This is a genomic window from Streptomyces adustus, assembly GCF_009377175.1.
Lineage (GTDB): Bacteria > Actinomycetota > Actinomycetes > Streptomycetales > Streptomycetaceae > Streptomyces > Streptomyces adustus.
In genome coordinates, this window is the sequence record NZ_VJZD01000147.1 from 1 (window position 1) to 23,848 (window position 23,848).

General features: G+C 70.7%; 25 protein-coding genes and 1 pseudogene. 17 read left to right on the forward strand and 9 right to left on the reverse strand.

Features of this window, described 5'->3' with window-relative positions; all coding sequences use genetic code 11:
• From FNH09_RS29265 to FNH09_RS29275, 3 genes are all read left to right on the forward strand, one after another.
• Nucleotides 1-168: aggregation-promoting factor C-terminal-like domain-containing protein (locus tag FNH09_RS29265; protein WP_476691272.1), on the forward strand; the 168-nt coding region annotated here is incomplete at its 5' end.
• Between the two features lie 181 nt (nt 169-349).
• A complete protein-coding gene (locus FNH09_RS29270) occupies nt 350-745 on the forward strand; it encodes a DUF5958 family protein (protein ID WP_162469270.1) in 396 nt (131 codons plus the stop codon).
• A 107-nt stretch (nt 746-852) separates the two neighbouring features.
• Nucleotides 853-1,107: a PLDc N-terminal domain-containing protein gene (locus tag FNH09_RS29275; RefSeq protein WP_152892923.1), complete on the forward strand. Its 255-nt coding sequence runs from the start codon at nt 853-855 to the stop codon at nt 1,105-1,107.
• 95 nt (nt 1,108-1,202) lie between these two features.
• Here the strand turns inward: FNH09_RS29275 and FNH09_RS29280 are convergent, their stop codons facing one another.
• On the reverse strand, nt 1,203-2,294 hold the full coding sequence (locus tag FNH09_RS29280) for a glutamate--cysteine ligase (RefSeq protein ID WP_162469271.1): 1,092 nt from the start codon (nt 2,292-2,294) through the stop codon (nt 1,203-1,205).
• 163 nt (nt 2,295-2,457) lie between these two features.
• On the opposite strand from FNH09_RS29280, the pseudogene FNH09_RS29285 reads away from it, so the two are divergent.
• The 5 genes and pseudogenes from FNH09_RS29285 to FNH09_RS29305 form a co-directional block, all read left to right on the forward strand.
• Nucleotides 2,458-2,793 (forward strand): annotated as a pseudogene (locus tag FNH09_RS29285) (LLM class flavin-dependent oxidoreductase); the annotation flags it as partial.
• Between the two features lie 67 nt (nt 2,794-2,860).
• Nucleotides 2,861-3,760: a Rieske (2Fe-2S) protein gene (locus FNH09_RS29290; RefSeq protein WP_338017715.1), complete on the forward strand. Its 900-nt coding sequence runs from the start codon at nt 2,861-2,863 to the stop codon at nt 3,758-3,760.
• A gap of 17 nt (nt 3,761-3,777) precedes the next feature.
• Nucleotides 3,778-4,299 carry a hypothetical protein gene (locus FNH09_RS29295; protein ID WP_152892925.1) on the forward strand — a complete coding sequence of 174 codons (522 nt, stop codon included), beginning with the start codon at nt 3,778-3,780 and terminating at the stop codon, nt 4,297-4,299.
• Between the two features lie 158 nt (nt 4,300-4,457).
• Nucleotides 4,458-4,931: an SRPBCC family protein gene (locus FNH09_RS29300; protein ID WP_152892926.1), complete on the forward strand. Its 474-nt coding sequence runs from the start codon at nt 4,458-4,460 to the stop codon at nt 4,929-4,931.
• A 117-nt stretch (nt 4,932-5,048) separates the two neighbouring features.
• Nucleotides 5,049-6,092, forward strand: a complete 1,044-nt coding sequence (locus FNH09_RS29305) for a hypothetical protein (RefSeq protein ID WP_152892927.1) — start codon at nt 5,049-5,051, stop codon at nt 6,090-6,092.
• Nucleotides 6,093-6,127: 35 nt separating this feature from the next.
• Here FNH09_RS29305 and FNH09_RS29310 read toward each other — a convergent pair whose 3' ends face one another.
• Nucleotides 6,128-6,928, reverse strand: a complete 801-nt coding sequence (locus tag FNH09_RS29310) for an inositol monophosphatase family protein (protein ID WP_162469272.1) — start codon at nt 6,926-6,928, stop codon at nt 6,128-6,130.
• A 126-nt stretch (nt 6,929-7,054) separates the two neighbouring features.
• On the opposite strand from FNH09_RS29310, the gene FNH09_RS29315 reads away from it, so the two are divergent.
• A complete protein-coding gene (locus FNH09_RS29315; protein WP_162469273.1) occupies nt 7,055-8,170 on the forward strand; it encodes a MerR family transcriptional regulator in 1,116 nt (371 codons plus the stop codon).
• A 194-nt stretch (nt 8,171-8,364) separates the two neighbouring features.
• Entirely contained in the window at nt 8,365-9,150 is a 786-nt protein-coding gene (locus FNH09_RS29320; protein ID WP_152892929.1) for a DUF5995 family protein, read from the forward strand.
• Between the two features lie 24 nt (nt 9,151-9,174).
• On the opposite strand, the gene FNH09_RS29325 is transcribed toward FNH09_RS29320, so the two are convergent.
• Nucleotides 9,175-10,539 carry an aminotransferase class I/II-fold pyridoxal phosphate-dependent enzyme gene (locus tag FNH09_RS29325; protein WP_162469274.1) on the reverse strand — a complete coding sequence of 455 codons (1,365 nt, stop codon included), beginning with the start codon at nt 10,537-10,539 and terminating at the stop codon, nt 9,175-9,177.
• A gap of 176 nt (nt 10,540-10,715) precedes the next feature.
• On the opposite strand from FNH09_RS29325, the gene FNH09_RS29330 reads away from it, so the two are divergent.
• A complete protein-coding gene (locus FNH09_RS29330) occupies nt 10,716-11,204 on the forward strand; it encodes a MarR family winged helix-turn-helix transcriptional regulator (RefSeq protein WP_152892930.1) in 489 nt (162 codons plus the stop codon).
• A gap of 121 nt (nt 11,205-11,325) precedes the next feature.
• Here FNH09_RS29330 and FNH09_RS29335 read toward each other — a convergent pair whose 3' ends face one another.
• From FNH09_RS29335 to FNH09_RS29350, 4 genes are all read right to left on the reverse strand, one after another.
• Entirely contained in the window at nt 11,326-13,062 is a 1,737-nt protein-coding gene (locus tag FNH09_RS29335) for a subtype B tannase (protein ID WP_202919773.1), read from the reverse strand.
• A gap of 255 nt (nt 13,063-13,317) precedes the next feature.
• Nucleotides 13,318-15,615 (reverse strand): FtsX-like permease family protein, encoded by a 2,298-nt coding sequence (locus FNH09_RS29340; RefSeq protein ID WP_162469275.1) that lies wholly within the window; start codon nt 15,613-15,615, stop codon nt 13,318-13,320.
• On the reverse strand, nt 15,612-16,310 hold the full coding sequence (locus FNH09_RS29345) for an ABC transporter ATP-binding protein (RefSeq protein ID WP_152892931.1): 699 nt from the start codon (nt 16,308-16,310) through the stop codon (nt 15,612-15,614). Before FNH09_RS29345 ends, FNH09_RS29340 begins: the two co-directional genes overlap by 4 nt.
• Entirely contained in the window at nt 16,307-16,831 is a 525-nt protein-coding gene (locus FNH09_RS29350) for a PadR family transcriptional regulator (protein WP_152892932.1), read from the reverse strand. The genes FNH09_RS29345 and FNH09_RS29350 overlap by 4 nt, the downstream gene beginning before the upstream one ends.
• 137 nt (nt 16,832-16,968) lie before the next feature.
• Here FNH09_RS29350 and FNH09_RS29355 point away from each other — a divergent pair, with 137 nt between their 5' ends.
• Nucleotides 16,969-17,457, forward strand: coding sequence for a carboxymuconolactone decarboxylase family protein (locus FNH09_RS29355; protein ID WP_152892933.1), 489 nt, complete (start codon nt 16,969-16,971; stop codon nt 17,455-17,457).
• A 53-nt stretch (nt 17,458-17,510) separates the two neighbouring features.
• Here FNH09_RS29355 and FNH09_RS29360 read toward each other — a convergent pair whose 3' ends face one another.
• Nucleotides 17,511-18,251, reverse strand: coding sequence for a hypothetical protein (locus tag FNH09_RS29360; protein WP_152892934.1), 741 nt, complete (start codon nt 18,249-18,251; stop codon nt 17,511-17,513).
• 262 nt (nt 18,252-18,513) lie between these two features.
• Between FNH09_RS29360 and FNH09_RS29365 the strand changes: the two genes are divergently transcribed.
• The 5 genes from FNH09_RS29365 (at nt 18,514) to FNH09_RS29385 (ending at nt 22,371) form a co-directional block, all read left to right on the forward strand.
• Nucleotides 18,514-18,921 (forward strand): hypothetical protein, encoded by a 408-nt coding sequence (locus tag FNH09_RS29365; RefSeq protein WP_152892935.1) that lies wholly within the window; start codon nt 18,514-18,516, stop codon nt 18,919-18,921.
• A 99-nt stretch (nt 18,922-19,020) separates the two neighbouring features.
• Nucleotides 19,021-19,704, forward strand: coding sequence for a hypothetical protein (locus tag FNH09_RS29370; RefSeq protein ID WP_152892936.1), 684 nt, complete (start codon nt 19,021-19,023; stop codon nt 19,702-19,704).
• Nucleotides 19,705-19,866: 162 nt separating this feature from the next.
• A complete protein-coding gene (locus FNH09_RS29375) occupies nt 19,867-21,087 on the forward strand; it encodes a sensor histidine kinase (RefSeq protein ID WP_152892937.1) in 1,221 nt (406 codons plus the stop codon).
• Nucleotides 21,084-21,779: a response regulator gene (locus tag FNH09_RS29380; protein ID WP_152892938.1), complete on the forward strand. Its 696-nt coding sequence runs from the start codon at nt 21,084-21,086 to the stop codon at nt 21,777-21,779. The genes FNH09_RS29375 and FNH09_RS29380 overlap by 4 nt, the downstream gene beginning before the upstream one ends.
• A 253-nt stretch (nt 21,780-22,032) precedes the next feature.
• Nucleotides 22,033-22,371: a cupin domain-containing protein gene (locus FNH09_RS29385; RefSeq protein ID WP_152892939.1), complete on the forward strand. Its 339-nt coding sequence runs from the start codon at nt 22,033-22,035 to the stop codon at nt 22,369-22,371.
• 100 nt (nt 22,372-22,471) lie between these two features.
• Here the strand turns inward: FNH09_RS29385 and FNH09_RS29390 are convergent, their stop codons facing one another.
• Nucleotides 22,472-23,428, reverse strand: a complete 957-nt coding sequence (locus FNH09_RS29390) for an LLM class flavin-dependent oxidoreductase (RefSeq protein WP_152892940.1) — start codon at nt 23,426-23,428, stop codon at nt 22,472-22,474.
• Between the last annotated feature and the right edge of the window lie 420 nt (nt 23,429-23,848).

Genomic DNA, 23,848 nt, shown 5'->3' on the forward strand with positions numbered 1-23,848 from the left:
GCCTACGGCCTCGTCCAGGCCCTGCCCGGCTCGAAGATGGCCACCGCCGGCTCCGACTGGAAGACCAACCCCGCCACCCAGATCAAGTGGGGCCTGGACTACATGAACTCCCGCTACGGCAGCCCCGCCCAGGCCTGGGACTTCTGGCAGACCCACCACTGGTACTAAAACAACCAGTGCCGGGCGCACCCCGCCCACCGCAGGCATCACGCGACACCGACCGCTGCTTCACACGAAGCAGCGGCTTTGTCGTATCCAGGTGCGGGTGCGCCGGTTGTCGCCGGGAAATTGATCCGCTCACGGGCGCGGCGGAAGGTACCTTCGCTCTGAAGTGACGGGGAGGTGGCCGGTGTTGTACGGGCACGAGGTGATCCTGAACGAGCTCGCGCAGGGGCTCAGACCGACGGCCGAGGGGGTCGAGTGGTTCGAGGGCCACTCCGAGGACGACCAACGCAAGGTTCTGCACGCGCTGGTGCTGTTCTGCCATCAGGCCCGCGCCTGCGAGGACGACGTGCCGGAGAGCATCGCGCGTTCCGGCATCCGTCCGACGCACACGCCGGCGGTGATGCTCGCGAAGTGGCGCTTCGGGATGCCCGACCTTCCCGCTCATGAACTCGGCAAGTCCTTCCGCCTGCTCGTCGCTCTCTTCGGCATCGCGGACACCCGTAGACGGACCCTGCGCTGTGCCGGTGGGTGCGGTCACGAGTGGCACAACCTGCCGAATCCGCCGACGGACCGAACCTAGGGCCGCTCCCCCTCCGCCCATTCGTGAACCGATCGGCGGGGCTCGTCCGATGAGGGAGTGAACGCCGCTGTCGATGCGGCGCCCGAGTCCGAGCAAGGGGAAGTCGGATGCTGCACATGATGGACCTGCCCGCCCTCGCGCTGATCGTTCTGGCCACCGCGGTCTCGCTGTGGCCGCTGATCGACTGCGTCCGCACCCCCGCGGACCGTGTCCGCTTCGTACCGAAGCTGCTGTGGGTGCTCTTCCTGCTCAACGGCTCGCTCTTCGCCGCCCTCGTCTGGTTCTACTTCGGCAAGAAGCCGATGGCGGGCGACGGGAACGGCCCGGTCCAGCCGACCGGGCCCTTCGCTCCGGCGCGATAGCGGCACGACAGCGGAGGGTGCTCGACCCGCGACGGCTTGCGCCGCACTCGCTTACGCCACACCCGCTTGTGCCGCAATCACCTTCGCCGTCGTGGTCAGTCGCCCTGGGTGTGCCCGACGCACTCGACGACGAGATCCCGCAGGCTGCCCGTGTGCTTCATGCACTGTCGCTGCTCCTGCGCGCCGTTTCCCCGGCGCAGCAGCCCGGCGAGGGCCGCTTCGACGAGGGCCGCGTCGCCGCTCGCGTCCAACGCGTCCCCGATGTGCTCCACGAGCGAACGCACCACCTCCACGGCGGGCCGGGGCCGCATGGTCACGGGGTCGAGCAGATCCCGTTCCAGGCCCGCCTTGGCGGCCTGCCAGCCGGCCAGCCGCAGCAGACTGACGCCGTGGTCGGGCGGTGGCACGCCCGCCCGCCAGTCGCGGGCCGCCGTCTCCACCAGGCCCCGGGCCAGCGCGGCGACCAGCACGGCTGTCTCCGCGCGCAGGCACACGTCCGCCACCCGGATCTCCACCGTCGGGTAGACCGCGGACAGGCGTGCGTCGAAGTAGACCATCCCCTCGTCGAGGATGACCCCACTGGCCACCATGTCCGTCACCCTCTGGTGATACCGCTCGGCCGATCCGAACAGCTCCGTCGGCCCTGCCGACGGCCAGCGCTGCCACACGCGGGTGCGGTAGGCGGCGTAGCCGGTGTCCCGGCCTTGCCAGAACGGCGAGTTGGCGCTGAGCGCGCCCAGCACCGCGAGCCAGGGCCGCAGCCGGTCGACCACGGCCACGGCCTCCTCGTCGGACTCCACCGAGACATGCACATGGCAGCCGCACACCAGCTGCTCCTGGACGGCCATCGCGAACTGCTCGGCCATCCACTGGTACCGCTCGTTGACGCTGAGCGACGGGCTGACCGGCAGCGGGGACGTGGCGAGCGCGGCGACCGCGCACCCGATCCCGCCTGCGTACCGCGCCGCCTCCTTGCGGCAGCGCACGATCTCTGCGCCGAGGTCCGCCATCTGCGACTGCGGGTGCGTGGCGAACTCCAGCATCTGCCCGTACAGCTCCTTCTCGAACACCGCCTGCCCGGGATCGTCATGGCTGGCACGGGCGAGCACGGCGGCCGACACCGCCATCGGCTCCCCGCTGTCCGGATCCACGAGAAGGAGTTCCTCCTCCACTCCCACAGTGCGCACCTGCTGCCGCCCTCCTGCCCGTGGCCCCACGCCGGACCGCACGGGTCCGTGGCACCCCGACTACCCTGGGAGGAGACGCCGACACCTACGGCAGCCCGGGCACACGTCCCGCGCCCCGCCGATCCGCCCGTTTCGCCACAGGCGATTCGGGGACGCGGCACCCATGGTGCAATCGGGATACACGATGGTGACGGAGCAGGCAGGCGTCCGCGACCTGGCCGATCACGTCGTGGGCGCCGAGCGGGCCGGCTTCCTCTCCCAGGGGCGCTTCCGGCTCGGGCTCGGCTCCGGCGAGAACCTCAACGAGCATGTCGTGGGCCGGGGCCGGCCCACGGCGGAGGTGCGGCACGAGATGTTCGAGGAGGCCGTCTGCATCATCCGGGATCTGTTCGAAGGCGGCCATGTGAGCAGAGGAGGGCGGCACTTCGCCGTGGACTCCGCCCGGCTGTGGGATCTGCCGCCCACGCCGCCTCCGCTCGGGATCGCCGTGTCCGGCGAGTGGAAGGTGGACTCCGAACTCCCCCACCCGGACTCGTTCGCGTGGCCGGGCAAGAAGGACGGTTCCCATGAGACTGACGCATCTCGCGAGTGAGACGACGGCCTCGCAGCGAAGTCCGCTGCCGATGGTCATGGACGCGCTGGAACGCCAAGCGGCCCTGGACGGGCCCGCCGCAGTGATCCGCCGAGCGGTGCGCGCACTGCCGCTGGGCGGCGGCCGCGACGCACTGCGCGGTCTGTGGCTCGGACACCCCTTGCACCCGGTTCTGGTCCAACTGCCCATCGGGGCCTGGAGTTCGGCCGCTCTCCTTGACCTGTTCCCCGGTGAGCGGCGTGCCGCCGACCGGCTCGTGGCCGTCGGCCTGGCCTCCGCCGGGCCGGCCGCGCTGGCCGGCTGGGTGGACTGGGCGGAACAACGCCCCCGGCAGGCCCGGGTCGGCCTGGTCCACGCCGCGGCGAACATCACGGCCGTGGCCCTGTACGGCGGATCGCTGCTGGCGCGGGTCGGCGGCCGGCGATCGCTGGGCAGGGTCCTCGGCTTCGCCGGGCTGTCGACCGCCACGGTCGGCGGTGTGCTCGGCGGCCATCTCGTGTACCGGCAGGCCGCGGGCGTCAACCACGCCGAGGCGGTGCCGGTGCTGGTCGAACCGGCCTGGCACCGGATCGGGACGCTGGACGACTTCCCGGTGGGCAAGCTGGTACGGCGTACGGCCGACGAGGTGCCATTGGTTGTGGTGCGCATGCAGGACGGCGGGCTGAGCGCGCTGGCCGACCGGTGCAGCCACATGGACGGGCCGCTGCACGACGGCAGGGTCGTCGAGGACTGTCTCGAATGCCCCTGGCACGGAAGCCGATTCCGCCTGTCCGACGGAGCGAACGTCCAGGGCCCGGCGACCGCGCCACAACCGCCGTTCACCTGCCGGATCAGCCCCGACGGGGCCGTCGACGTCCGTCTCGCGCAGGTCTGAAGGCCTTGGAGACCGCCATGCACCGCAAACTGCTGGGGATCTATCTCAACGACCACCTGGCCGGCGCCACCACCGGACAGCACGTGTCCCGTCACATCGCCGAGCACCTCCGCCACTCACCGTACGGAGGTGAACTGCGCCGCGTGGCACACGAGATCGCGCAGGACCGGCAGACCCTGCTGGAACTGATGGACGACCTGGGCGTCCCGGAACGCCGCCACAAGGTGTACACCGGGCGGGTCGCCGAGAAGGCACGCCTGTTCAAACTCAACGGGCGACTGGTGGGGCGGTCCGCGCTGAGCACCGTCACCGAGCTGGAGGCGCTTCGTCTGGGGATCGAGGGCAAGACGCTGCTGTGGCAGACCCTCCTCCAGTTCGCCCCGACGAAGGCACTGGACGAGACCAGGCTCAAGACACTGCTGGAGCGGGCCCGGCATCAGGCCGCCACGGTCGAGTCGGCACGCCGCAGCGCGGCCGTCGCCGCGTTCGCCCCGGCCCGCAGGCGTGGTCCCGCCCGGCTGCTGTCGTCCAGGGCGTGACCCCGGCGGGCTCGTGCCCGGTCCGGCCGGTCCCTTCGCGGCCGGACCCTGCGCGATATGGGCGGATACCTGGGTTCACGCTGCTCTGTCGGGTACTCGGTGCAACGAGCCGATGAGTCGGCAAATCGGCACATCAGCAAGTCGGCAAGGAGAGTTTCATGAGCACCGTCAAGGAAGCGGTCGACGTGGAGGTGCCGGTGCGCACGGCGTACGACCACTGGACCCAGTTCGAGGAGTTCCCGCACTTCATGGAGGGCGTCGAGGAGGTCAGGCAGCTCGACGACCGGCACAACCACTGGACCATCAACATCGGCGGGATGCGGCGGGAGTTCGACACCGAGATCATCGACCAGCTGCCGGACGACCGGATCACCTGGCGCTCCGTCGGCGGCGACACCCGGCAACGGGGATCGGTCCGGTTCGAGCGGCTGGACGACATGCACACCCGGGTGGAGCTCACCTTGGAGGTGGAGCCCACCGGTGCGGCCGAGAGGGGTGCCGGCGCGCTGGGTCTGATCGACCGGCGGGTCAAGGGAGATCTGCACCGCTTCAAGGACTACGTCGAAGGAGGTGGCGACATCGCCGGCTGGCGCGGCCGCATCCGTCCCGGAGACCCCGGCGCACCCATGTGAACAGACCGGCACGGGCCCGGGTGGCCGGTGGACACCGAAGGCCGCGTGGACGGTACGCGTCCCGAGCGAAGCGAGGCGCCCGATCACGACGGCCGGCGGTTGTCTAGGGTCACCTGCATGTCGAGGACCACACCGCCGCGCCCGCTGGACGTCGAGGCGCTCTTCCCGGAGCTGTCCGCCCATCGGGGCACCACGACCCGGCTCCATCCACGCCCGGGACGGCCGGACGCCACGACGAGTTCCGTCGGCGGTCCGCTGCTGTGGCCGTCGAACGAGCCCTGGCCGGTGTGCACCGAGCCGCACAGCCACGCACGCGGCCGACGCCCCGCCGACATCCACCGGGAACGGCAGATCCTGACCTCCGCGTGGCGTCGTGAACCGAACCCCGGGCCCACCGACGAGGAGCGCCGGCTGCTCGACGAGCTCGACCGGCCGCACCGCGTCGAAGGGGCTGCCGCGACAGAGCCGCTACCGCTGATCGGCCTTGCGCAGTTGTACCGGAGCGAGATTCCCGATTTGCCGGCCGGGCCGGACGGCTGCGATCTGCTCCAGGTGTTCTGGTGCCCCTTCGACGCGCACGGCCCGAACGGCCACGGCATGCTGCTCGACCTTCGCTGGCGCCGGTCCTGGGAGGTCTCCGAGATACTGACCGCACCGCCGCAACCGCAGGTCGTCGGCTACGACGGGTACGTACCGGAGCCGTGCGTGCTGCATCCGGAGCAGGTGGTCACGTACCCGTTCGCCGGTCTCCTCCCGGAGGACCTGTGCGCCCGGATCGACGCCTGGGAGGAGGCCCTGGAGGAAGCCTTCGAGGCGGAGGCCGGGGATGCGGCCGACGAGGAGGACACCTCGCCGCCCGGATACCAGTACGACTTGTCGATCCCCCCGGGCTGGCGCGTCGGCGGCTTCGCCTCATGGCACACGACCGACCCGGCCCCCGTGGACTGTCGCACCTGCGCGCAGCCGATGCGGCTGCTGCTGACCATCGACAGTTCGGAGTGGGACGGCGGCAGCGGCAGCTGGCGGCCGCTGGAGGAACAAGGCCTGCCGCCGCACCCGCATGCGAGTCCGACCGAGGTCACGGTGGGCCGCTGGGGCGAGCTCAACGTCTTCGCCTGTCCCGGGAATCCCGCCCACCCGCACCGCTGGAGCATCCAGTAGGCCGGACGGGTCCCACAGGCCGGACGGGTACGGTCTCAGGTGCCGGAATCGCGGATCATCGACATCAGCAGCCGGTGGGTCTCGTGGTCGCTCGCGACGACGAGACCACGGCCGGCCGGTCCGAGCGGGGCGCCGTCGACCCCGGTGACCACGCAGCCGGCGGCCCGGCACAGGGCGATACCCGCGGCGAAGTGCACACTCCCTGACAGGTCACGGCCGTCGGTGACATAGGCGGCGCGCTTGCCGGCGGCGACCCAGGCCAATGCCAGTGTCGTGGACACGACCCGGGGCCGGAAGCGCTCCACGAAATCGGGCTGCGCCAGCAGGTCGACAGCCCGGAAGCCGGGCGCGCCGGGGAACGGCGGGTCCAGGTTGACGTCCACGAGCCGGGTGGCGGACGTGGGCACGAGCGGGGCATCGGCACCGTCGTGCCGCACCCAGGCGCGCTCGCCGTCGGTGCAGAAGACCTCGCCGCTGAACGGGTCGGCCACCGCCGCCGCACCGCCGCGCAGAGCCACGTTCACCGCCACCAGCATGTTGCCGACGGCGTAGTTCAGTGTGCCGCACAGGGGGTCCACCAGCCACTGGCGCGCGGCCTGTGCGGCGCCCTGCTGCCCGCCCTCTTCGCCGAGCACGGCGTCATCGGGCCGGGCGGCACGGATGACGGCGAGGATCGCCTTCTCGGCCGCCACGTCGGCGGCGGTGGCGAAGTCTCCGCCGCCCTTGTCGATGCGGGTGAGCCGTCGGCCGTACAGAGTGCGTACCACGTCCGCCCCGGCGCTGGCGGCGGCCAGCGCCACTGCGGAATCGTCAAGGTCTGCCTGGGAGTTGATCACCCGGTGGAGGGTAGCGCGGGTGGCGGCACGCGCCGGGACCGACGACGCCCACGGCCACGGCATCGAACTCACTGTCAGGGCGGACTGCTTGACCCTGACGTGGCGTCATGCCGCATTGTCGTCGACGTGGAAGAGCACCTGACCGTGGGACGTGTGGCGGAGTTGGCCGGCGTGAGCGTCCGCACGCTGCATCACTACGACGCCGTCGGTCTCGTACGACCGTCCGCGCGGACCGCGGCCGGCTACCGGGCCTACTCGGCGGACGACGTGGAGCGGCTGCGGGAGGTGCTCGCCTACCGGCGTCTGGGCTTCGGATTGCGGGAGATCGCGGATCTGGTCGACGACCCGGACACCGACGCGGTCGCGCACCTGCGCCGGCTGCGCGGCCTGCTCATGGAGCAGCGTGACCGCGCCGGCGCGATGGTGACGGCCATCGACAGGGAACTGGAGGCACGGGCCATGGGGATCAGAACGACTCCGGAGGAACAACTGAAGGTGCTCGGTGCGCAGTTGTACGACGCCATCGGGACCGCCTACCCGGCGACGCGACGCACCGAGCCGCGCATCGCCGCGCGGGTCTGGGAGGCGCTCGGGGACGCCCGGACGGTACTGAACGTCGGCGCCGGCACCGGCTCCTACGAGCCACCGGACCGCGACGTGACCGCGGTGGAACCGTCGGCGGTCATGCGGGCACAGCGGCCCGCGGGCGCGGCGCCGTGCGTGGCCGCCGCCGCGGAGAGCCTCCCGTTCGAGGACGGGTCGTTCGACGCGGCGATGGCCTTCAGCACCGTTCATCACTGGCGGGACCCGATCGCCGGGCTGCGTGAGATGCGGCGCGTGGCCCGCCGGGTGGTGGTGGTCACGTACGACGCCGGTGACACCGAGCGGCGTGAGCGGTTCTGGCTCACCCGCGACTATCTGCCCGAGTTCGCCGACCTGTTGGCCGACTGGCCTTCACTGGCCGATCTGACCCGTGCGATCGGGGGCCGGGCGGAGCCGGTGCTGATTCCGTGGGACTGCGCCGACGGCTTCTTCGAGGCCTACTGGCGCCGGCCCGAGGCGTACCTGGACGAACAGGTGCGTCGAGCGGTGTCGGTGTGGACCAGGGTCGGTCCGCAGGCCGAGCGGCGGGCCGTGGACAGCCTCCGCGAGGACCTCGCCTCGGGCCGATGGGCCGAGCGCAACCGCGACCTCGTCGCCCTCGACGCGGCGGAACTCGGTCTGCGGCTGCTCGTGGCCTGAACCTCGTGGGCCTGGCCCGAGCCTCGCGTGAGGGCCGCCGACCGCCATCCGCCGAACCACCGCACACCGACGGCGCCCTCGGCCGCAGGACGGGGTCTCTCCCTGGTGCGCGGTGGTAGAACGGGCTGTCGTCGGCCCTGCGGAGCGCGGTCGGGGTGCAGGCCTAACGAGGCCACCACAAAGGGGAGTTGGCGATGCCTGCGAACAACATCGATGACGTCGTGGACGGGTTGGCCGACATCGTGCGGGAGGCCGGCCACACCGGTGACAGGGTCGGGTACTTCGCGGCGCTGTACCGGCAGGTGACCGTCGAGGTCCGCGCGGCCATCCACGGCGGTCGGTTCGAGGACGGCGCCCGGATGGACCGCTTCGACACGCTCTTCGGCAACCGCTACTTCGACGCGTACGACGCCTGGCGCCGCGACCGGAGCGGGCCGCGCTGCTGGCGCGAGACGTTCGGGCTGCTCGACGACGCCGACACCGTCATCGTCCAGCACCTGATACTCGGCGTGAACGCGCACATCAACCTCGACCTGGCCGTCGCCGCCGCGCAAACGGGCCCGGGCAAGGCCGTCCACGCGTTGCGGCACGACTTTCTGCTGATCAACGACATCCTCACGCGGGTGGTGCTGGCGGTGCAGGACTCGCTCGACGTCCTGTCGCCGTTCCTGTCACTGCTGGACAAGGTCGGGGCCCGCACCGACGAGCGGATCCTCGACTTCAGTGTCCGTCAGTCCCGCGAGGAGGCGTGGCACAACGCCGTCCTGCTGGCCGGCCAGAGCGAGGAGCAGCGCGAGGCCACCATCGAACGGCTCGACGTCCGGGCCGCCGTGCTCGCCCGGTTGATCGCGCGACCCGGTGGCCTGGTCCGGCCGGCACTGCATCTGATCCGGAGCACCGAGAGCGACGACGTGCCAGCCGTCATCGCCCATCTCGACCGGGCCATGGAACAGGCCTCCGCCGCGCGGAGGACGGGGTGAGGCCCGGCGGGAACGGCCGGCGTGTCAGCGGGCGCGCACGAGCTGTTCGACGCGTGCGTGCAGATGGTCGACGTGATGCTCGGACTCCGGCTTCATCAGGACGCTGCGCAGGATCCGAGCGCCGTCGGCGTCCGCGGCGATCCCGGGACGACGGGCGGCGAACGCCTCGCGATCGGCCTTGAGCGTGCTCAGGAACACGGGCTCCGAGCCGCTCATGCCCTCGGCGAGGATCCGCCCGGAGGCCGCGTCGATTCCGGTGAGGGACGCGGGGGTGACCCGGGGGAAGTAGCCGACGATGTCCAGTTCGGGCGGCTGGTAGAGCTCCAGCAGGTCGGATGCCGTGATGAGGTCGGCCCACTTCAGGGCCGCGCGGCGGCCCGCCGCCAGGACCCGGCCGAGGCCTTCGGGCGTGGGCGGCAGGAGCTGGAAGGTGAGCCAGAGTGCGGCCGCGGCGGCGCCGGCGCGCGAACACTCCAGGCTGATCTCCCCCAGATGCAGTTCGGCGGAGGTGAAGTACGTGTAGGGCGAGTCGTGGAGGTAGAAGCGGCCCACCTCGGGGTCACGGAACAGGACGGCACCGCAGCCGTAGGGCTGGAGACCGTGCTTGTGCGGGTCGACCACGATCGAGTCGCACTCGGCGACGGCCCGCCAGGGTCCGGCGCACAGCCCTTCCGGGCCGTCGGCACCGGCGAGCAGCGTGAAGAATCCCCCGTAGGCGGCGTCGACGTGGATCCGCACGCCGTACCGCCGCGCGAGGGGCAGCACCTCGTCGACGGGGTCGACGGCGCCGAGACCCGTGGTGCCGGCGGTGACTACAACCGTGCCCACCTCCCCGGTGCGCAGTACACGTTCCAGATCCTCCAGGTCCATCCGGCCCCGGGCGTCCGTACGTACGGCATGGCTCGCCACGCCCAGTACGTGGCACATGCGGCCGTGGGTGTAGTGGGCGTCGGCGCTGTGGGCGATCCCGCGCCCCGGATGGAGCTCGCGGGCGATGAAGAGGGCCTCCAGGTTGGCGATCGTGCCGCTGGTGGTGAGGTGCCCGAGGTGGGTGTCGTAGCCGAACATCGCGGCCAGGCGGGCGACCACCTCGCGTTCCATCGCGGCGGTGGCGGGTCCTCCGTCCAGCGCGTGGTTGTTGGGGTTGATGAGCATCGCGGTGAGGTAGCCCACCACGGCGGCGGGGTGCGGGGGCTTGAGCATCTGGCCCGCGTAGTGCGGGTGGAAGAAGGGATAGTTGTCCCTCAGCCTCCCGGTGAACTCCTCGAAGGCGGACGCGAAGCGGTCGTCGTCCACCTCCAGTGCGGCGTGGGGCTCGAAGGTGCCGAAGGTGTCGGCCCAGTCCTGTACCGCCTCGGTGGCGCGGCCGAGCCAGTGCTGTAGATCCACCACTGATCTCCCTCTCTCGCGGGTGCCCTCCCATCGTAGGTTTTAGTTGACTACTCAGCAATCAACTTCTCAGAGATTGAGCGAGCAGCAATTGATTGGTCAGTGATCAAGAGGTCAGTGATCGAGGGATCGGTGACTGCGCGATCAGTGGATGAGACGGCAGTAAACTGCCCGCGATGAACGCCACCCCCCAGCCCGGCGACGAAGCCGCCGCCCAAGCCGCCAACAGCCGACTGGTCCGGGACTTCGGCCTGCTGATCAAGTCCGCCACCCGCCTGGAGCAGCGGATCGACACCGAGCTGCGCCGGACGTGCGGGATCAGCCACACCATGCTCGAAGTTTTGATACGGCTCTGCCGCCGGCCCGGCGAGGAGGTCTCCCAGCGGGACCTCGCCGACGACCTCACACTGACCAGCAGCGGCACCACCCGGCTGATCGACCGCATGGAGGAAGCGGGCCTCGTCGACCGCGTCCCCTCGCCCGCGGACCGCAGGGTCACCCTGGTGGAGACGACGTCCCACGGACGTACGGTCTTCCTGCGTGCCGCCGCCGTGCACGCCGAGGTGGTCGAGAAGCACTTCGTCGAACCGCTGTCAGCCGACGACTACCAGCGCCTGACGGCCGCCCTGGGCCGGATCGACACGGCGCTGCGCGACGACGTCTGAAACGCCCCGAACCGGTGAGGGCCCGCCGGACGGCGGGCCCTCACCGGTTCGCTCTCGATCGGTACCTGGGCCGCGGAGAGAAGTCCGAGGTCATGGGTCCTCGGGCGCGGCAAGGGCCTTCCTATTTCTGGTGGCCCGGCGCGAGCGGGTCACCTGCCTTGCGGACGACCTTGGCGATCCAGGCCATGGCCTCGGGCACGTCGTAGTTGCCGGCGTGCGGCTGGTTCCAGGCGAGCTGGTAGTCGACATCCTTGACCTGCGGGTCCGCCTCCAGTGCCCGGTCGAGGTTGACCGAGATGATGAACGAGGTGTCGCGGTCGCGGGTGCCGTTGCGGACGTACCAGTTCGGCGCGGTGTCGGCGCCGGTACCGATGAAGTCCATCGGGTCGATGAGGTGGATCTGGTCGTCGACGGTGGTGGTCGGCTTACGGGTGTACTGGGCCCAGGTCAGGCCGGTGTCGTCGATCCCGCTGCCGTCGCCCGCGACGTCGTTGTGGTCCCAGCTGTACTGGGTGTAGTTCATGTACTTCTGGCTCGGGGGCCCGAAGAGGTTGGTCTCGGTGCCGCTGGTGGTGTTCCCGTTGACACCCACGGCGTCGAAGGCGGGCGTCGTCTTGAGCGTGGCCTGGGTGGCGACGAAGGCGAGGTACTTCGTCATGTCGACCGAGAGCACCTTGTCGGTGGTGTTGTCGACGTCGATCCAGTCGTTGACGTACGTCTTGGTGGTGGGCGGGCCGCCGAAGCCGCCGGACGTGATGACGAAGTCCTCGCCGAGCCGCGGGATCGTGTGGGTGGGGTCGGCCTTCATATAGGTCTCCGCGGAGCGGACGACCTCTTTCCTGATGGCGTCGAGCATGGTCGCGGCGGTGAGCGCGGACCCGTCGACGTTGCGCAGTCCGAGGCTCTTCTCGTACGCGGGGAACTGGGCGGCGATCGCGGCGGCGTCCTCGGGCGAGGGGTTCTCGCCGGTGGCGTCACGGGTGCCGAGGATGCTGTACAGCCACTCGTACGCGCTGTCCGCGTTGCCGAGGTCGGTGATCGGGCAGTACCCGTTGACCGCGAAGACGTCGTCGCGCAGGGTGCTGCGGCCCTTGCCGTCGATGCCCGCGGCGCCGATCCGGGCGAGGTAGGGGTCGTACTCCCTGCTGTTGCCGGACGCGCCCAGGATCGACACCAGCGCGCCGCCACCGCTGGTTCCGTTGACGACGATGCGCTCGGCGCTGCCGGGCATCGCGGCGTCGTTGAGGCGCAGATAGCGGACGGCGGCCTTGGCGTCGACCGCCGCGGCGGGTGCCTTGCCGGGGGCCGTGCCGTCGGCACCGACCAGTCCGCGGCTTCGGTTGGCCACGTCGACGAAGACGTATCCGGCCTTCAGCGCGGCGCCGACATTGCTCGTGGAACTGTCGTAGGACGCGCCGCCGGTCACGCTCGCCTTGATGTAACTGGCCATCCAGCCGCCGTTGTTCACCGCGAAGTAGATCGGTGTCCGCTGGTCGTCGACGGCGTTCTCGGGGACGAACACGTTCATGCTCTGGTAGCCGCAGGCGGTGTTCTCGATCGTGGTGGTGCCGCCGCCGGGGCCTCCGGACTGCTGCGCCGCCGCCGCGATCGGCTTCGCGACGTAGCAGATCTCCTTGTACCAGCGCACGTTCATCGGCCGGCCGTCGACGGTGACCGTGATCGTCGTATAGGCGGCGGAGTCGAAGGCCAGCGCGGCGTCCTCGGGATCCGCGACCTGACCGCGGATGTGCGCCTGGGCCGTCCCGGAGGCCTCCGCGAAGGAGGCCGGGATCACGACGGCCGTGAGGGCGAGGGAGCCCGCGATCGCCACGCTTCTCAGCAGCTGCTTCCGGGTCACAGGGCGTCCTTCCTCGATACCGATGAGGTGTGTGAACGTGCGCGGCGTCCGGGGGACGCCGAGAGCCGCCGCATGGGGGTCTCCCCTCGTTGAGAGCCGAGTGCTTCGCAGATGCGTCGGGCGAAGGCGTCACGCACGCTATAAGATTGTTAACAATATGCACAGCGATCTAGCGGACATTTTTGTTATGAATCCTGGGACGGGTGATGGCCCGGACCGGCTGTGGTCAGCCGGTCCGGGCCATCACCGTGGCCGCTAGTCGTTGCGTGCCGTTTCGGGGCCCGTGATGCGCCTGAGCAGCGGCATCGTGGATGCGATCACCGCCAGCGAGGCGGCCAGCCCGGCAAGCACGATCGCGTAGTACTGGAGCCCGGGCGCCCTGATCGAATAACCGAACTGTGCCTGTACGAACAGCTGGGCCGCCAGGAAGCCCATCCCGATCGCCACCACGGCGACCACCAGCAGCGGGACCGCGCTCTCCAGGAGCAGCACCCGCCGCAACAGCCCGAGTTGAGTGCCGGTCAGGCGCAGCAGGCTGAAGGGGCGCTTGCGATCGCGCAGCCCCCCGGCCACGCTCACCGCCAGACTGCAACCGGCGATGGGGAAACCGACCAGGACGACCACGTCGGCCAGTTGCCGGTATCCGGCGAGCTGCGCGCCGTTCTCGGCGTGGTCCTCACCGACGGTCCGCGGGATGTCGTGGTCGGGGTACGTGTTCGCGAGGATGGTGCGCGCGCGTTCGATCGCCGCCGTCGACCCGTCGGTGGCCACGACGATCTGCTGGACCGGGAGGCGCGCGAGGCGCTGGGCGGAGATGTCGGCGGCGGGCCATGCCGTGGGCCAGTGCGTCCAGCGGTACGTGCCGAAGGTGCCGTAGTTCTGGGCGACCGACGCCGTACGGGCTCCGGGGGCGCATGCGCTGTGGGCCGGCATCCTGGCGAGCTCCGCGCACGAGGCCAGCCCGGCGACCGGCGGGGTGCCGGCGCCCTGTGGACCGCCGTCGGCCGGGTCCGTGGTGCCGAGCGGGTTCGTGTGGATCATCAGCACGCCTTTGACGCCCGGTACGGAGTCCAGGTCGTCGGCCACGGCCTTCGAGAGCGGGGGCACGCTGCCGACCGGACGCCCGGTGGCGCGGTCGAAGCCCCGGGCGTAGTCGGCGACCAGGGCGCCGGCGATCGATCGGCCGGTTCGCGGGATGCCGCGCTCGGCGTTCAGCGAGCCGATGATCCCGACGGCCGCGCTGGTGACGCACAGGGCGAGGACCAGCCCGCTGACCGCGCGAAAGCCGGCCTTCGGGTCGTCCGCGAGCCGTCGGCCCGCGATGAGCAGCGCGGGGCTGCTGGTCTGCCGGGCCAGCAGGCGGGCCCCGGCCATGGTCAGCCAGGGCCCGGCGATGACGAGTCCGGTCAGGACCAGCAGGATTCCCGGGACGAATACCCAGATCTGGCCGTCAGTGCTCCGGGGCACCCGCCCGATGGTGTACGAGAGTTCGGCGATGCCGACGGCCAACGGGATCACCCGGTAGGCCCGCGGCGGGCGTGGTGTGACGCGCCGGGTGACCCCGAGCGGGGAGACCTGCACGCGGCGCAGGGCGATCCGGGCCGCGACGGCGGCACCCACCGGCACGGCGAGGCAGACGAGCAGGATGTCCCCGGTCCGCAACGTGAGGTCGTCGGCGAAGTAGGGCGTCCGTGTGAGGTCGACCCGGGCCAGCTGCGTACGGAACAGTTGGAAGAGGCCGAAGCCGACGGCCGTGCCGACGATCGCGGCGAGCGTCGATTCGACGGCGGAGAGCATCGAGATCTGCCGCGGTGTGGCGCCCACCAGGCGCATCGCGGCGAACCGCTGCTCGCGGCCGGCGGCCGCCAGCCGAGTGGCCGTGCCGATGAGGACCAGCACGGGGAAGATCAGGGCGGTGCCCGCGACGGACAGGATGAGCTTGATGCCTCTGCTGTCGATGCCCGCCCGGACCGTGCAGTTCGTGCCGTTGCAACTGCTCGGGGCCACGGTGGTGATGGTGGTGACCTGGGTCGCGTCGTGCTGCTTCGCGAGCTGGTCGGGGCGGTGACCGATGACGACGATCAGGGAGTCGGGGCCCGGGAGCGCCGCGTTGCCGACGGTGCCGACCTGGTGGCCGGGGTAGCGGTCGGCGAGTTCGGCGGCCGGGGTGGAGCGCAGCAGCTTCGTCAGGGCCGGTGAGGCGTAGAACTCGCCCGGTCCGGGGAGGCGTGGGAGTCCCGGTGGAACCGGGGAGTTCGGGCCGGTGGCGGCAGTGTCGACCCGGCCGATGGTTCTGCCGTCGACGTGGTCCGCCCTGAGCAGCCACCACAGCGGGTCGGTGTCCGCCTTCGCCGCGGGCCGCCCCGCCGCGCTCGTGCCGGAACCGGTGTTGAGCCAGGCGTTGCGGCCGTTCTGGGTGGCGGTGGCGTTGATGGCCGCCAGGATGCCCAGCAGCAGTCCGACGCCGAGGGCCACGGCGGCCACGATGACGGCGAGGCGGGCTCCGGCCTCCCTGCCGCCCCTCAAGGTGAGGCGCAGGCCGAGGCGGATCACGAGCCGAGCCGTTCGACGAAGAGGGGTGTGACCTTGCCGTCGCGGACGATGACCTCGCGGTTCGCGTGGGCGGCCACCCGCGGTTCGTGGGTGACGAGGACGACGGTGGTGCCCTCCTGCCGGGCCGAGGCGACCAGCAGGTCCATCACGTGCTCGCCGGTGAGCGAGTCGAGCGCCCCGGTCGGCTCGTCGGCGAACAGCACCTCGGGCCTGGAGACCAGGGCGCGGGCCAGGGCGACCCGCTGCGCCTGTCCGCCGGAGAGTTCGCCGGACCGGCGCCCCTCCAGGCCGTCCAGTCCGAGCCGCCCGAACCACGATCGCGCCTCGGCCAGCGCGCTCGCCCTGCGGGACTTGGCGAGCAGCAGCGGAAGGGCGACGTTCTCCTCGGCGGTCAGCTCGGGCACGAGCTGACCGAACTGGAAGACGAAGCCGAAGTGGTCCCTGCGTAAGGTGCTGCGTTCGGGCTCGCCCAGGGTGTCGACACGGCGGCCGTCGAACCAGATCTCGCCGGAGTCCGGGACGAGGATCCCGGCCAGGCAGTGCAACAGCGTGGACTTGCCGGAGCCGCTCGGTCCGGTGACGGCCAGGATCTCGCCGGCCCGCGCGGAGAGGTTCGCGCCCCGCAGCGCGGGCGTCTGCCCGAACGACAGGGCCGCCTCTCGCGCCTGTACGAGGAAGTCGTCGTCCGCACTCATGCGCGCACCTCCGCCGTCAGGGCGGCGAGCCGTGCCACGGTCTGGTCCATCCACCGCAGATCGGCCTCCAGGTGGAACACGCCGTGATCGGCCAGCAGCGTGTCCATCGTGCTGCCGCTCCTGCGCAGCTCGGTCAGCTCCCTCATCCGCTCCATGTGGGCGGCGCGCTGGATGTCGAGGTACACGCGGGGGTCGCGCTCCAGGAGCACCGCGAGCACGACCTTGGTGAACAGCACCGTCTGGAGGTGCGGTTCGCCCTCGACCGGTTCGGTCAGCCAGGTCTCGACCTGCGTGACCCCGACGTCGGTGATCACGTAGCGCTTGCGGTCCGGCCCCGAACCCGGCCCGGTCTCACCGATCTCGACCTTCCCGTCACGGGCGAGGCGCCCCAGGGTCGAGTAGACCTGTCCGGCGGGCAGCGGTTTGCCCCGGCCGAAATAGGTGTCGTAGTCGCGCTTGAGGTCATAGCCGTGGCTCGACTCCCGTTCCAGGAGTCCGAGGAGTGCCAGAGGAACGGTCATACCCCAGTATCTACACTCAGTACCTAGTGGCGTCAACGCATCCACGAGAACGCCCGTCGGGCGCCTGTCACATCTTGGTGCGCCGGTCCGTCAGGGAAGTGAAGTCACCGACCTGACGGATACCAAGGAGTGCAGTCATGACGAACACCTCGATCTCCCGGATGCCGAACCCGGCCGAGTTCGTACCCGAGTTGAACGACATCAGCGCCGCCCTCTTCCGGGCCACGGGCAACCGCTCGGTACCGCGGACCACGATGAACCTCGTCCATCTGCGCGCCGGTCAGATCGTCGGCAACACCTATCTGACGGTCCTCAACACCGGCTTCCTGCGCAAGGCCGGGCAGTCGGAGGAGCGCATCACCGCGGTCTCCTCGTGGCAGGACGCCCCCTACTTCACCGAGGCCGAGCGGGCCGCCCTCGCCCTGGTGGAGGCCACCCTGCAACCCGCCCCGCACGGCCAGGAACGCGTCTCCGACGCGCTGTACGCCGAGGCGGCCAGGCACTACGACCAGAAGGCACTGGCCACCCTGACGATCGCGATCGGCCAGATCGGCTTCTTCATCGCCCTGGCCGTCATCGGCAAGCCGCAGCCGGTCGACTCGCTGGCGGACGAGCAGTGGGACTGACCCGGCCGGTCGGTGACCGCGGCCGGTGACCCGGGCGCCGGCCGCGGCGGCGGCTACGGGCAGGATTCGCCGAACTTGACGGCCGCGAACTCCACGGGCCGACCGGACACCGCAGCGCCGACGGCGGGCTTCTGCGTACAGACCCGCCAGTTCGACTCGACGAGGATGAACCGGTCGTCGCCGGAGGCGTCCGTGACGGTGATCGACGTACCGCTGTCGAGCGCCGCACGGGCGGCCTTCACCGACTTCCCGCGGAAGTCCGGCATCGTGCCGCCGGCCTTGGCCGGTTCGCTCTGGTCCTCGGCCGGGCAGTCCTCCTCGAGCTTCACCGCTCCGAAGTCCAGCTCGGTACCGGTCGACGCGGCCTTCCCGGCGGCGATGTTCTGCGAGCAGACCTTCCAGTTGCGGTCGAGGACCTGCATACGGGCGCGCCCGAGAGCGTCGTGGGACGTGAGCGCGGAGAAGCCCGCCGCCTGCGCCTTGTCCTGCGCCGACTGGAGCCCCATGCCGACGAAATTCGGCACAGCGGCCTTCGTGTCGCCGTCCGGGGCCGGCTCGGCGTCCTTCACCGTGTCGGCGGCCTCGGCGGGCTGGGCCGCGGTCCGCGTGACGGTGACCGTCGGCCGAGGGCCGGCCTTCGCGTCGGCGCCGGTCTTGTCCTGGCCATCGCCGGAGGATCCGACGCCGACACCGACGAAGAAGATGAGCAGCGCGGCCGGGACCGCGACGCGCTTGCGCGCCCACCCGGGCCTGCCGGGCGACTTCTCCGGAAACGGCTGCTGACTGTGCGACATACATCCCCCTCATGGGCCATTTGGTGCCAGATGATCATAAGGGGCGGACACCCGGGCAGGCAGTTCGGGACCGCCGGGGCACGCGGTGGCGCGTTTCAGCGCACCGAACACGGCAGTTGAGGCGTTCCGCTCCCCATGTAGCCTGATCGAAAACGGAGTTGTGAATCGACCACGCTTCGTCGGCCGCGGCCCAGGGCAAGTCGGTCTCCCGCGCAGAAGTCCCAGAGCCGCAAGGACAGTCGGAACAGGAAGTGCCCAAGGAATGCCGGATTTCGTACGAGAGGGACGTCTGTTCCGCGTGGTCAGCTTCTCGCCGTCGCATCGGCAGCTGATGCTGCGCAGCGACGCCCTCGCGGTCGACAACACGGACACCCGCGTCGAGGTGTACTTCGGGCATGTGGAGCTCATGCTGCTCAAGCCCATCTACGAGCAGGGCATCCACGTCCGCCGGGCGTCGGAGGCGGAGTTCGCGGTGCTGAAGGAGCGCCATGACCTCGTCGCGGACGACGCGGACTTCACCTGGATGATCGAAGCGGACGGTGGCAGCTTCGTCATCTCCGGCGCACCCTCGTGGCGCGAGGCGGACCGCGAGTTCGACGACCCGTCCCTGTTCCACTTCGGCCAACCCTGGCCCCCGGACTTCCCCATGGAGCACGGCAGCGTCGACTGACCGGACGACACACCGAGGGCGCCCCTCCTGTCACGGGGGCGCCCTCAGCCGTCGGCACCGGACTCCGTCAAGGAATCCCTGGACCGCGCCATGCCGGTCATGGTCTGTTCGTTCCTGGCCCTGGTCGTCACATCCATCTCCTACGGCGCCATCACCGGAGACGCCGCCAATGCCGGCCGCGCCGCCACCGAGGAACTGGTGTGCACCCTGGCCGCTTCGGTGTCCACGATCCTGATGTTCTATTCGATCGTCCTCCTCCTGGAGGTGGCCGAAGCCTGGGACGCCGCCGGCCACGGCCGACGGGTGCTCGGTCAGTTCGTGACGCTGCTGTCGTTCGGGTACATCTGCAACGGTCTCGCCGACTACAACGGCGTCCGCTTTCGTGGCGGCGCGCAGCCGCCCCGCTGGGAGATGGCTTTCATCTACGGCTCGTTCTGCGTCTACGCCCTCTACGCCGTGGCGGGCTACTTCCTCTACCACCGGCTCCCTCGTATCGGCGGACGGGGAGTGACCCGGAACCGCGCCGGGCAGATCATCACGCCGCCGGGCAGGAACCACACGGCCCCGGACCACACCCGGATCGTCCAGCGCATCGCCACCGGCAGCCTGCTGACCGTCATCGCCTGCGCGGTCGGGGTCGGCTTCTACAGCGCGTACGGCGGCAACGCCTGCGACACACCACCGCCCGGCGTCACCATGGCCATCGCAGGCGCGGGCATGGCCGTGGCACTCGCGTCCTCCGTCTGGCTGTTCCTGTCCCGGGGACCGGATCCGGAGGGCTAAGGCCTGTCGGGACCCGGTGGTGCGAGGCCGTCGGGTCCCGGCCTGTCACTCGAAGAGGCCAGTTGCGCCGATCGACCGACCGGGCTGCTGGGGCCGGGGATTCAGGTGTGGCCGCCGTCCGTCGGCCCGGCGGCGCGCGAACAGCGTCCTTACGGTGATGCCATGGCAGTAAGCAATGCGCGCGAGCGTGGACCCCGGAGTGCGGTTCGTGACGTGCTGGGCGTGTCGGGGCTGTTCGTGCTGTCCGTCATCGGCGCCTCGTTCCTCCCGCACGAGCACCGGTTCGTCGTGCGATGGCCCGCCGTCCTGCTGGCCGGCATCGGCTGCTTCGCACTGCTGTGGCGTCGCCGCTTCCCCTTCGCCGTGGCGGCCTGCGCGGTCTGCTGCGGGGTGGCGTTCCAATTACTGGGGTTCCGGGAGAGTCCGGTGGTGACCAGTCCGGTCATCATGTCCGTGTACTCGGTGGCCACGCTGACGGACCGCCGCACGGCCCTGACCGTGGCCTCGGCCTCGGCCGCCGTGCTGATCGGAGCGGCGTTAGTGCACGACCCGAATTCCGGGCTGCAACCGGACAACGTCGGGATGCTGGCGTGGACGGCCCTGCCGGCGGCGGTCGGGGACGGAGTGCGCTCGCGCCGGGCCTACGTCACGGCCGTGGAGGAACGGGCGGAGCACGCGGAGCGGACCCGTGAACAGGAGGCGCAGCAGCGGGTGGCGGCGGAGCGGGTCCGGATCGCACGTGAGCTGCACGACGTCGTCGCCCATCACATCGCTCTGATCAACGCCCAGGCCGGTGTGGCGGCCCATGTGGGACAGCAGCGACCGGATCAGCTCGTCTCCGCCCTCAAGGACATCCAGGAGACCAGCCGGTCGGCACTGGACGAGTTGCGTGTCACGGTGGGCCTGCTGCGGCAGTCCGGCGACTGCGAGGCACCCCGCGGTCCCATTCCGGGGCTGGAACAGGTCCCCGCTCTGCTCGCCTCGCTCGATCGGGTCGGCCTCGCGGTCCTGTGCACCCGCCACGGTGCGACCCAGCCGCTGGCCCCCGCGGCCGATCTGGCCGCCTACCGCATCATCCAGGAAGCCCTGACCAATGTGCGCAAGCACGGCAGCGCGGACAAGGCCCGGCTGTGCCTGAGCTACACCCCCCGGTGGCTGACCATCACCGTCGAGGACGACGGCCGGACGCTCCCGCAGGAACCGCGACAGGGCACCGGCCACGGGCTGATCGGCATGCGGGAACGGGCGGCCAGCGTGGGCGGGACGCTCACCGCGCAGGAACGGCCCGAGGGCGGATTCGCCGTGATCGCCGAACTACCCCTGCGCTCCGCCACGACAGCGGGCGGCGCGGCACCGCACGCACTACCGGAGGTCCGGACATGACGATCCGCGTTCTGCTCGCCGACGACCAGGCGCTGCTGCGGGGCACCTTCAAGATCCTCTTCGACTCCACGGAGGACATGGAGGTCGTGGGCGAGGCGTCGGACGGCCACGAAGCCGTGGAACTGGCACGCGCCCAGCACCCGGATGTCGTGCTGATGGACATCCGGATGCCCGGGATGGACGGCCTGGAGGCCACCCGGGCCATCAGCGAGGCCGAGGATCTCGCGGCGGTGAAGGTGCTCATCCTGACCACCTTCGAGAACGACGAGTACGTCGCCGAGGCCCTGCGCCGCGGTGCGAGCGGCTTCCTCGGCAAGGGGGCGCAGCCGGACGAGCTCCTCGACGCCGTCCGCACGGTGGCCGCCGGTGAGTCGCTGCTGTCCCCCGCGGCCACACGCGCCCTGATCACCTGCTTCCTGGCCCAGCCCGAACCCTGTGCGGGCGCGGTCCACCAGCAGCTGGCCTGCCTCACCCCCCGGGAACGCGACGTGATGAGCCTCGTCGCGCTCGGCCTGTCGAACGACGACATCTCCGAACGTCTGTTCGTCAGCCCGTTGACCGTGAAGACGCACGTCAACCGCGCCATGAGCAAGCTCGCGGTCCGTGACCGGGCCCAGCTCGTCGTCATCGCGTATCAGTGCGGCCTGGTCAACGCGACGACGGATCGCGGTCCCTCCCCCCTCTCCGTATGACGAAGGCCCCTCTCCGTATGACGAAGGCCTGGTCGGCGCCCTGTCTGCGCGGCCGGAGCAGCCTGACCTGCCGGGTACTGCGTCCGCAGTACCCGGCATTCACTGCGGAGGGACGACGCGCACAGGGACGGTCGTCGGCCAGTCTTGGAATGCGTCACAAGGGCTGAATCCATGCTTTGCACGGCCGCCTGAACCAGCTGGACCTTGTGGAACGCCCGGGCGGTCGGGCTTCGCAGTACGGAGAGGATCCGACATGGCCACCAACCACGACGAATGCCGCGCAGTCCACGACCTGCTCGCCGAGCACGCACTCCAGCTCCTTGCGCCCGAGCAGGCCGCCTCCGTCGTCGCCCACCTGGGCCTCTGCACCGCATGCCGGGACGAGTACCACTGCCTCGCCGCGGTCGCCGCACACCTCTCCTCGCTCCGCGAGGCCCTGGCCCCCCAGCTCTGCCCGCAGCCGCGCTCGCACCCGTCCGGCTCCGACCGCGTCGCCCCCCGTCAGCGCCACGGCCGGGGTTCCGCCGCCAGGGCCTGGTCCACGTCCCTCACCCTGTCCCAGTGGGTCGACCGCATGGCGTACGTCAGGTGACGCCGCGGATCAGCCGACGCCAGGAGGAGTTCCGGTCCGTCGTACGGACGCCGTGGGGCGGGAGGCCGAACAGGCTTCCCCTCCCGCGCGAACGTGGTCGTCACTGGTCCTTCGCCCGCACCAGGGGCAGGACCCGTTCGGCGAGCTCCTCCAGTCCGCCGGCGTGGTCATCGGTCGCCAGTCGGATCACCACATGGCGGGCACCGGCCTCGACGTAGCCCGACAACCACGCGGCGGCCTGCCGGGGAGTACCGGCGAACACGGCCTGGAGCGCGGTGATGAATTCCAGCGGTGCGTTGTAGTAGCTCTCGACGCTCGTCCGCAGACGCCGGTGCGCGATCTCCGGGTCCTCGTCCAGACAGAGCGTCGCGTAGAGCGCGGGGGTGACCGCGCGGGGCGGCACGGCCTGCTCGGCAGTCGACGACACGAACTCGCACTCCTGGACGTACGTGGCCGCCGTCGGCGGATACGGCAGCCAGCCGTCGGCGAGGCGAGCCACACGTCGCAGCCCCGCCGCACCGCCTGCCGCCAGCCAGATCGGCGGCCCTCCCGAACTCGACGGGGAAGGCGCGATCCGTAGGTCCTCGAAGGCGAAGTGATCACCCTTGCAGGACACGGTCCGCCCCGACCACAGCCGCCGCATCACGTGGATCGACTCCTCCAAGCGGCTCATGCGGCTGCGGAAACCGACGCCGAGCGCCGCGAACTGGGCCCGGGTGGCCTGGTTCGGGAACCCTCCGCCCAAGCCGGCGATCAGCCGTCCTCCCGAGAGTCGGTCGAGTGTGGCGAACCGCTGCGCCAGCAGGATCGGGTGGCGCAGGGCCGGCAGCAGCACCGCGGTGCCGAGCGTGACGCGCTCGGTGGCCTGCGCCGCGGCGGCCAACAGCAGCAGCGGATCCGCGCGCGGCCTGGTCACAGGGCTGTCGCCCGCCCAGACCGAGTCCAGCCCCAACTGCTCCGCCCGTCGCGCCTGAGAGACGAGCGGAGCCAAGTCATGTTCGTTCCGGACCGCGAGTTCGCGCGTCGGCAGCAGGTAGCCGAACTTCAGCGTCGTCATCCGCCCTCCCGGTCACCACGGGGCTCCGAGCGCAGGCCACGAGCTTCTCGATCTTGACGTATCGACGTCATATCCAGACAGCCGCAGCGCGTGCATCGCCGGCCGTTGTCGAGACCGCGGTCACGTTCACCCCACCCGCACTGTGAACCCTCGTGCGCGCAGTGTCGCGGAACCGGTGAAGCACCCCACATGACGCACGTCACTCACTACCCGCGATAGTGGACGAAAAGCCACATGTTTAGACGTGCATCCATGCCTTGACCTGCGGATTGAGAGCCAGCTCACACAGACCAGCAAACACCCCAATGCGGCCACAACTAGTAAAAGGGGTCATTGCGGACATCGGTCGGGGCTGGTTGTCTTGAGGACGTCGCCAGGCACCACGGCCCCCCAGGGGTCACGGTGCCTCCGCATGCCAGG

Bases quoted from the DNA above. Each gene is read 5' to 3' on its own strand.
- FNH09_RS29275 (WP_152892923.1), top strand. From the start codon at position 853: ATGCTGCACATGATGGACCTGCCCGCCCTCGCGCTGATCGTTCTGGCC.
- FNH09_RS29290 (WP_338017715.1), top strand. From the start codon at position 2,861: ATGAGACTGACGCATCTCGCGAGTGAGACGACGGCCTCGCAGCGAAGT.
- FNH09_RS29295 (WP_152892925.1), top strand. From the start codon at position 3,778: ATGCACCGCAAACTGCTGGGGATCTATCTCAACGACCACCTGGCCGGC.
- FNH09_RS29300 (WP_152892926.1), top strand. From the start codon at position 4,458: ATGAGCACCGTCAAGGAAGCGGTCGACGTGGAGGTGCCGGTGCGCACG.
- FNH09_RS29305 (WP_152892927.1), top strand. From the start codon at position 5,049: ATGTCGAGGACCACACCGCCGCGCCCGCTGGACGTCGAGGCGCTCTTC.
- FNH09_RS29320 (WP_152892929.1), top strand. From the start codon at position 8,365: ATGCCTGCGAACAACATCGATGACGTCGTGGACGGGTTGGCCGACATC.
- FNH09_RS29330 (WP_152892930.1), top strand. From the start codon at position 10,716: ATGAACGCCACCCCCCAGCCCGGCGACGAAGCCGCCGCCCAAGCCGCC.
- FNH09_RS29345 (WP_152892931.1), bottom strand. From the start codon at position 16,310: ATGAGTGCGGACGACGACTTCCTCGTACAGGCGCGAGAGGCGGCCCTG.
- FNH09_RS29350 (WP_152892932.1), bottom strand. From the start codon at position 16,831: ATGACCGTTCCTCTGGCACTCCTCGGACTCCTGGAACGGGAGTCGAGC.
- FNH09_RS29355 (WP_152892933.1), top strand. From the start codon at position 16,969: ATGACGAACACCTCGATCTCCCGGATGCCGAACCCGGCCGAGTTCGTA.
- FNH09_RS29360 (WP_152892934.1), bottom strand. From the start codon at position 18,251: ATGTCGCACAGTCAGCAGCCGTTTCCGGAGAAGTCGCCCGGCAGGCCC.
- FNH09_RS29365 (WP_152892935.1), top strand. From the start codon at position 18,514: ATGCCGGATTTCGTACGAGAGGGACGTCTGTTCCGCGTGGTCAGCTTC.
- FNH09_RS29370 (WP_152892936.1), top strand. From the start codon at position 19,021: ATGGTCTGTTCGTTCCTGGCCCTGGTCGTCACATCCATCTCCTACGGC.
- FNH09_RS29375 (WP_152892937.1), top strand. From the start codon at position 19,867: ATGGCAGTAAGCAATGCGCGCGAGCGTGGACCCCGGAGTGCGGTTCGT.
- FNH09_RS29380 (WP_152892938.1), top strand. From the start codon at position 21,084: ATGACGATCCGCGTTCTGCTCGCCGACGACCAGGCGCTGCTGCGGGGC.
- FNH09_RS29385 (WP_152892939.1), top strand. From the start codon at position 22,033: ATGGCCACCAACCACGACGAATGCCGCGCAGTCCACGACCTGCTCGCC.
- FNH09_RS29390 (WP_152892940.1), bottom strand. From the start codon at position 23,428: ATGACGACGCTGAAGTTCGGCTACCTGCTGCCGACGCGCGAACTCGCG.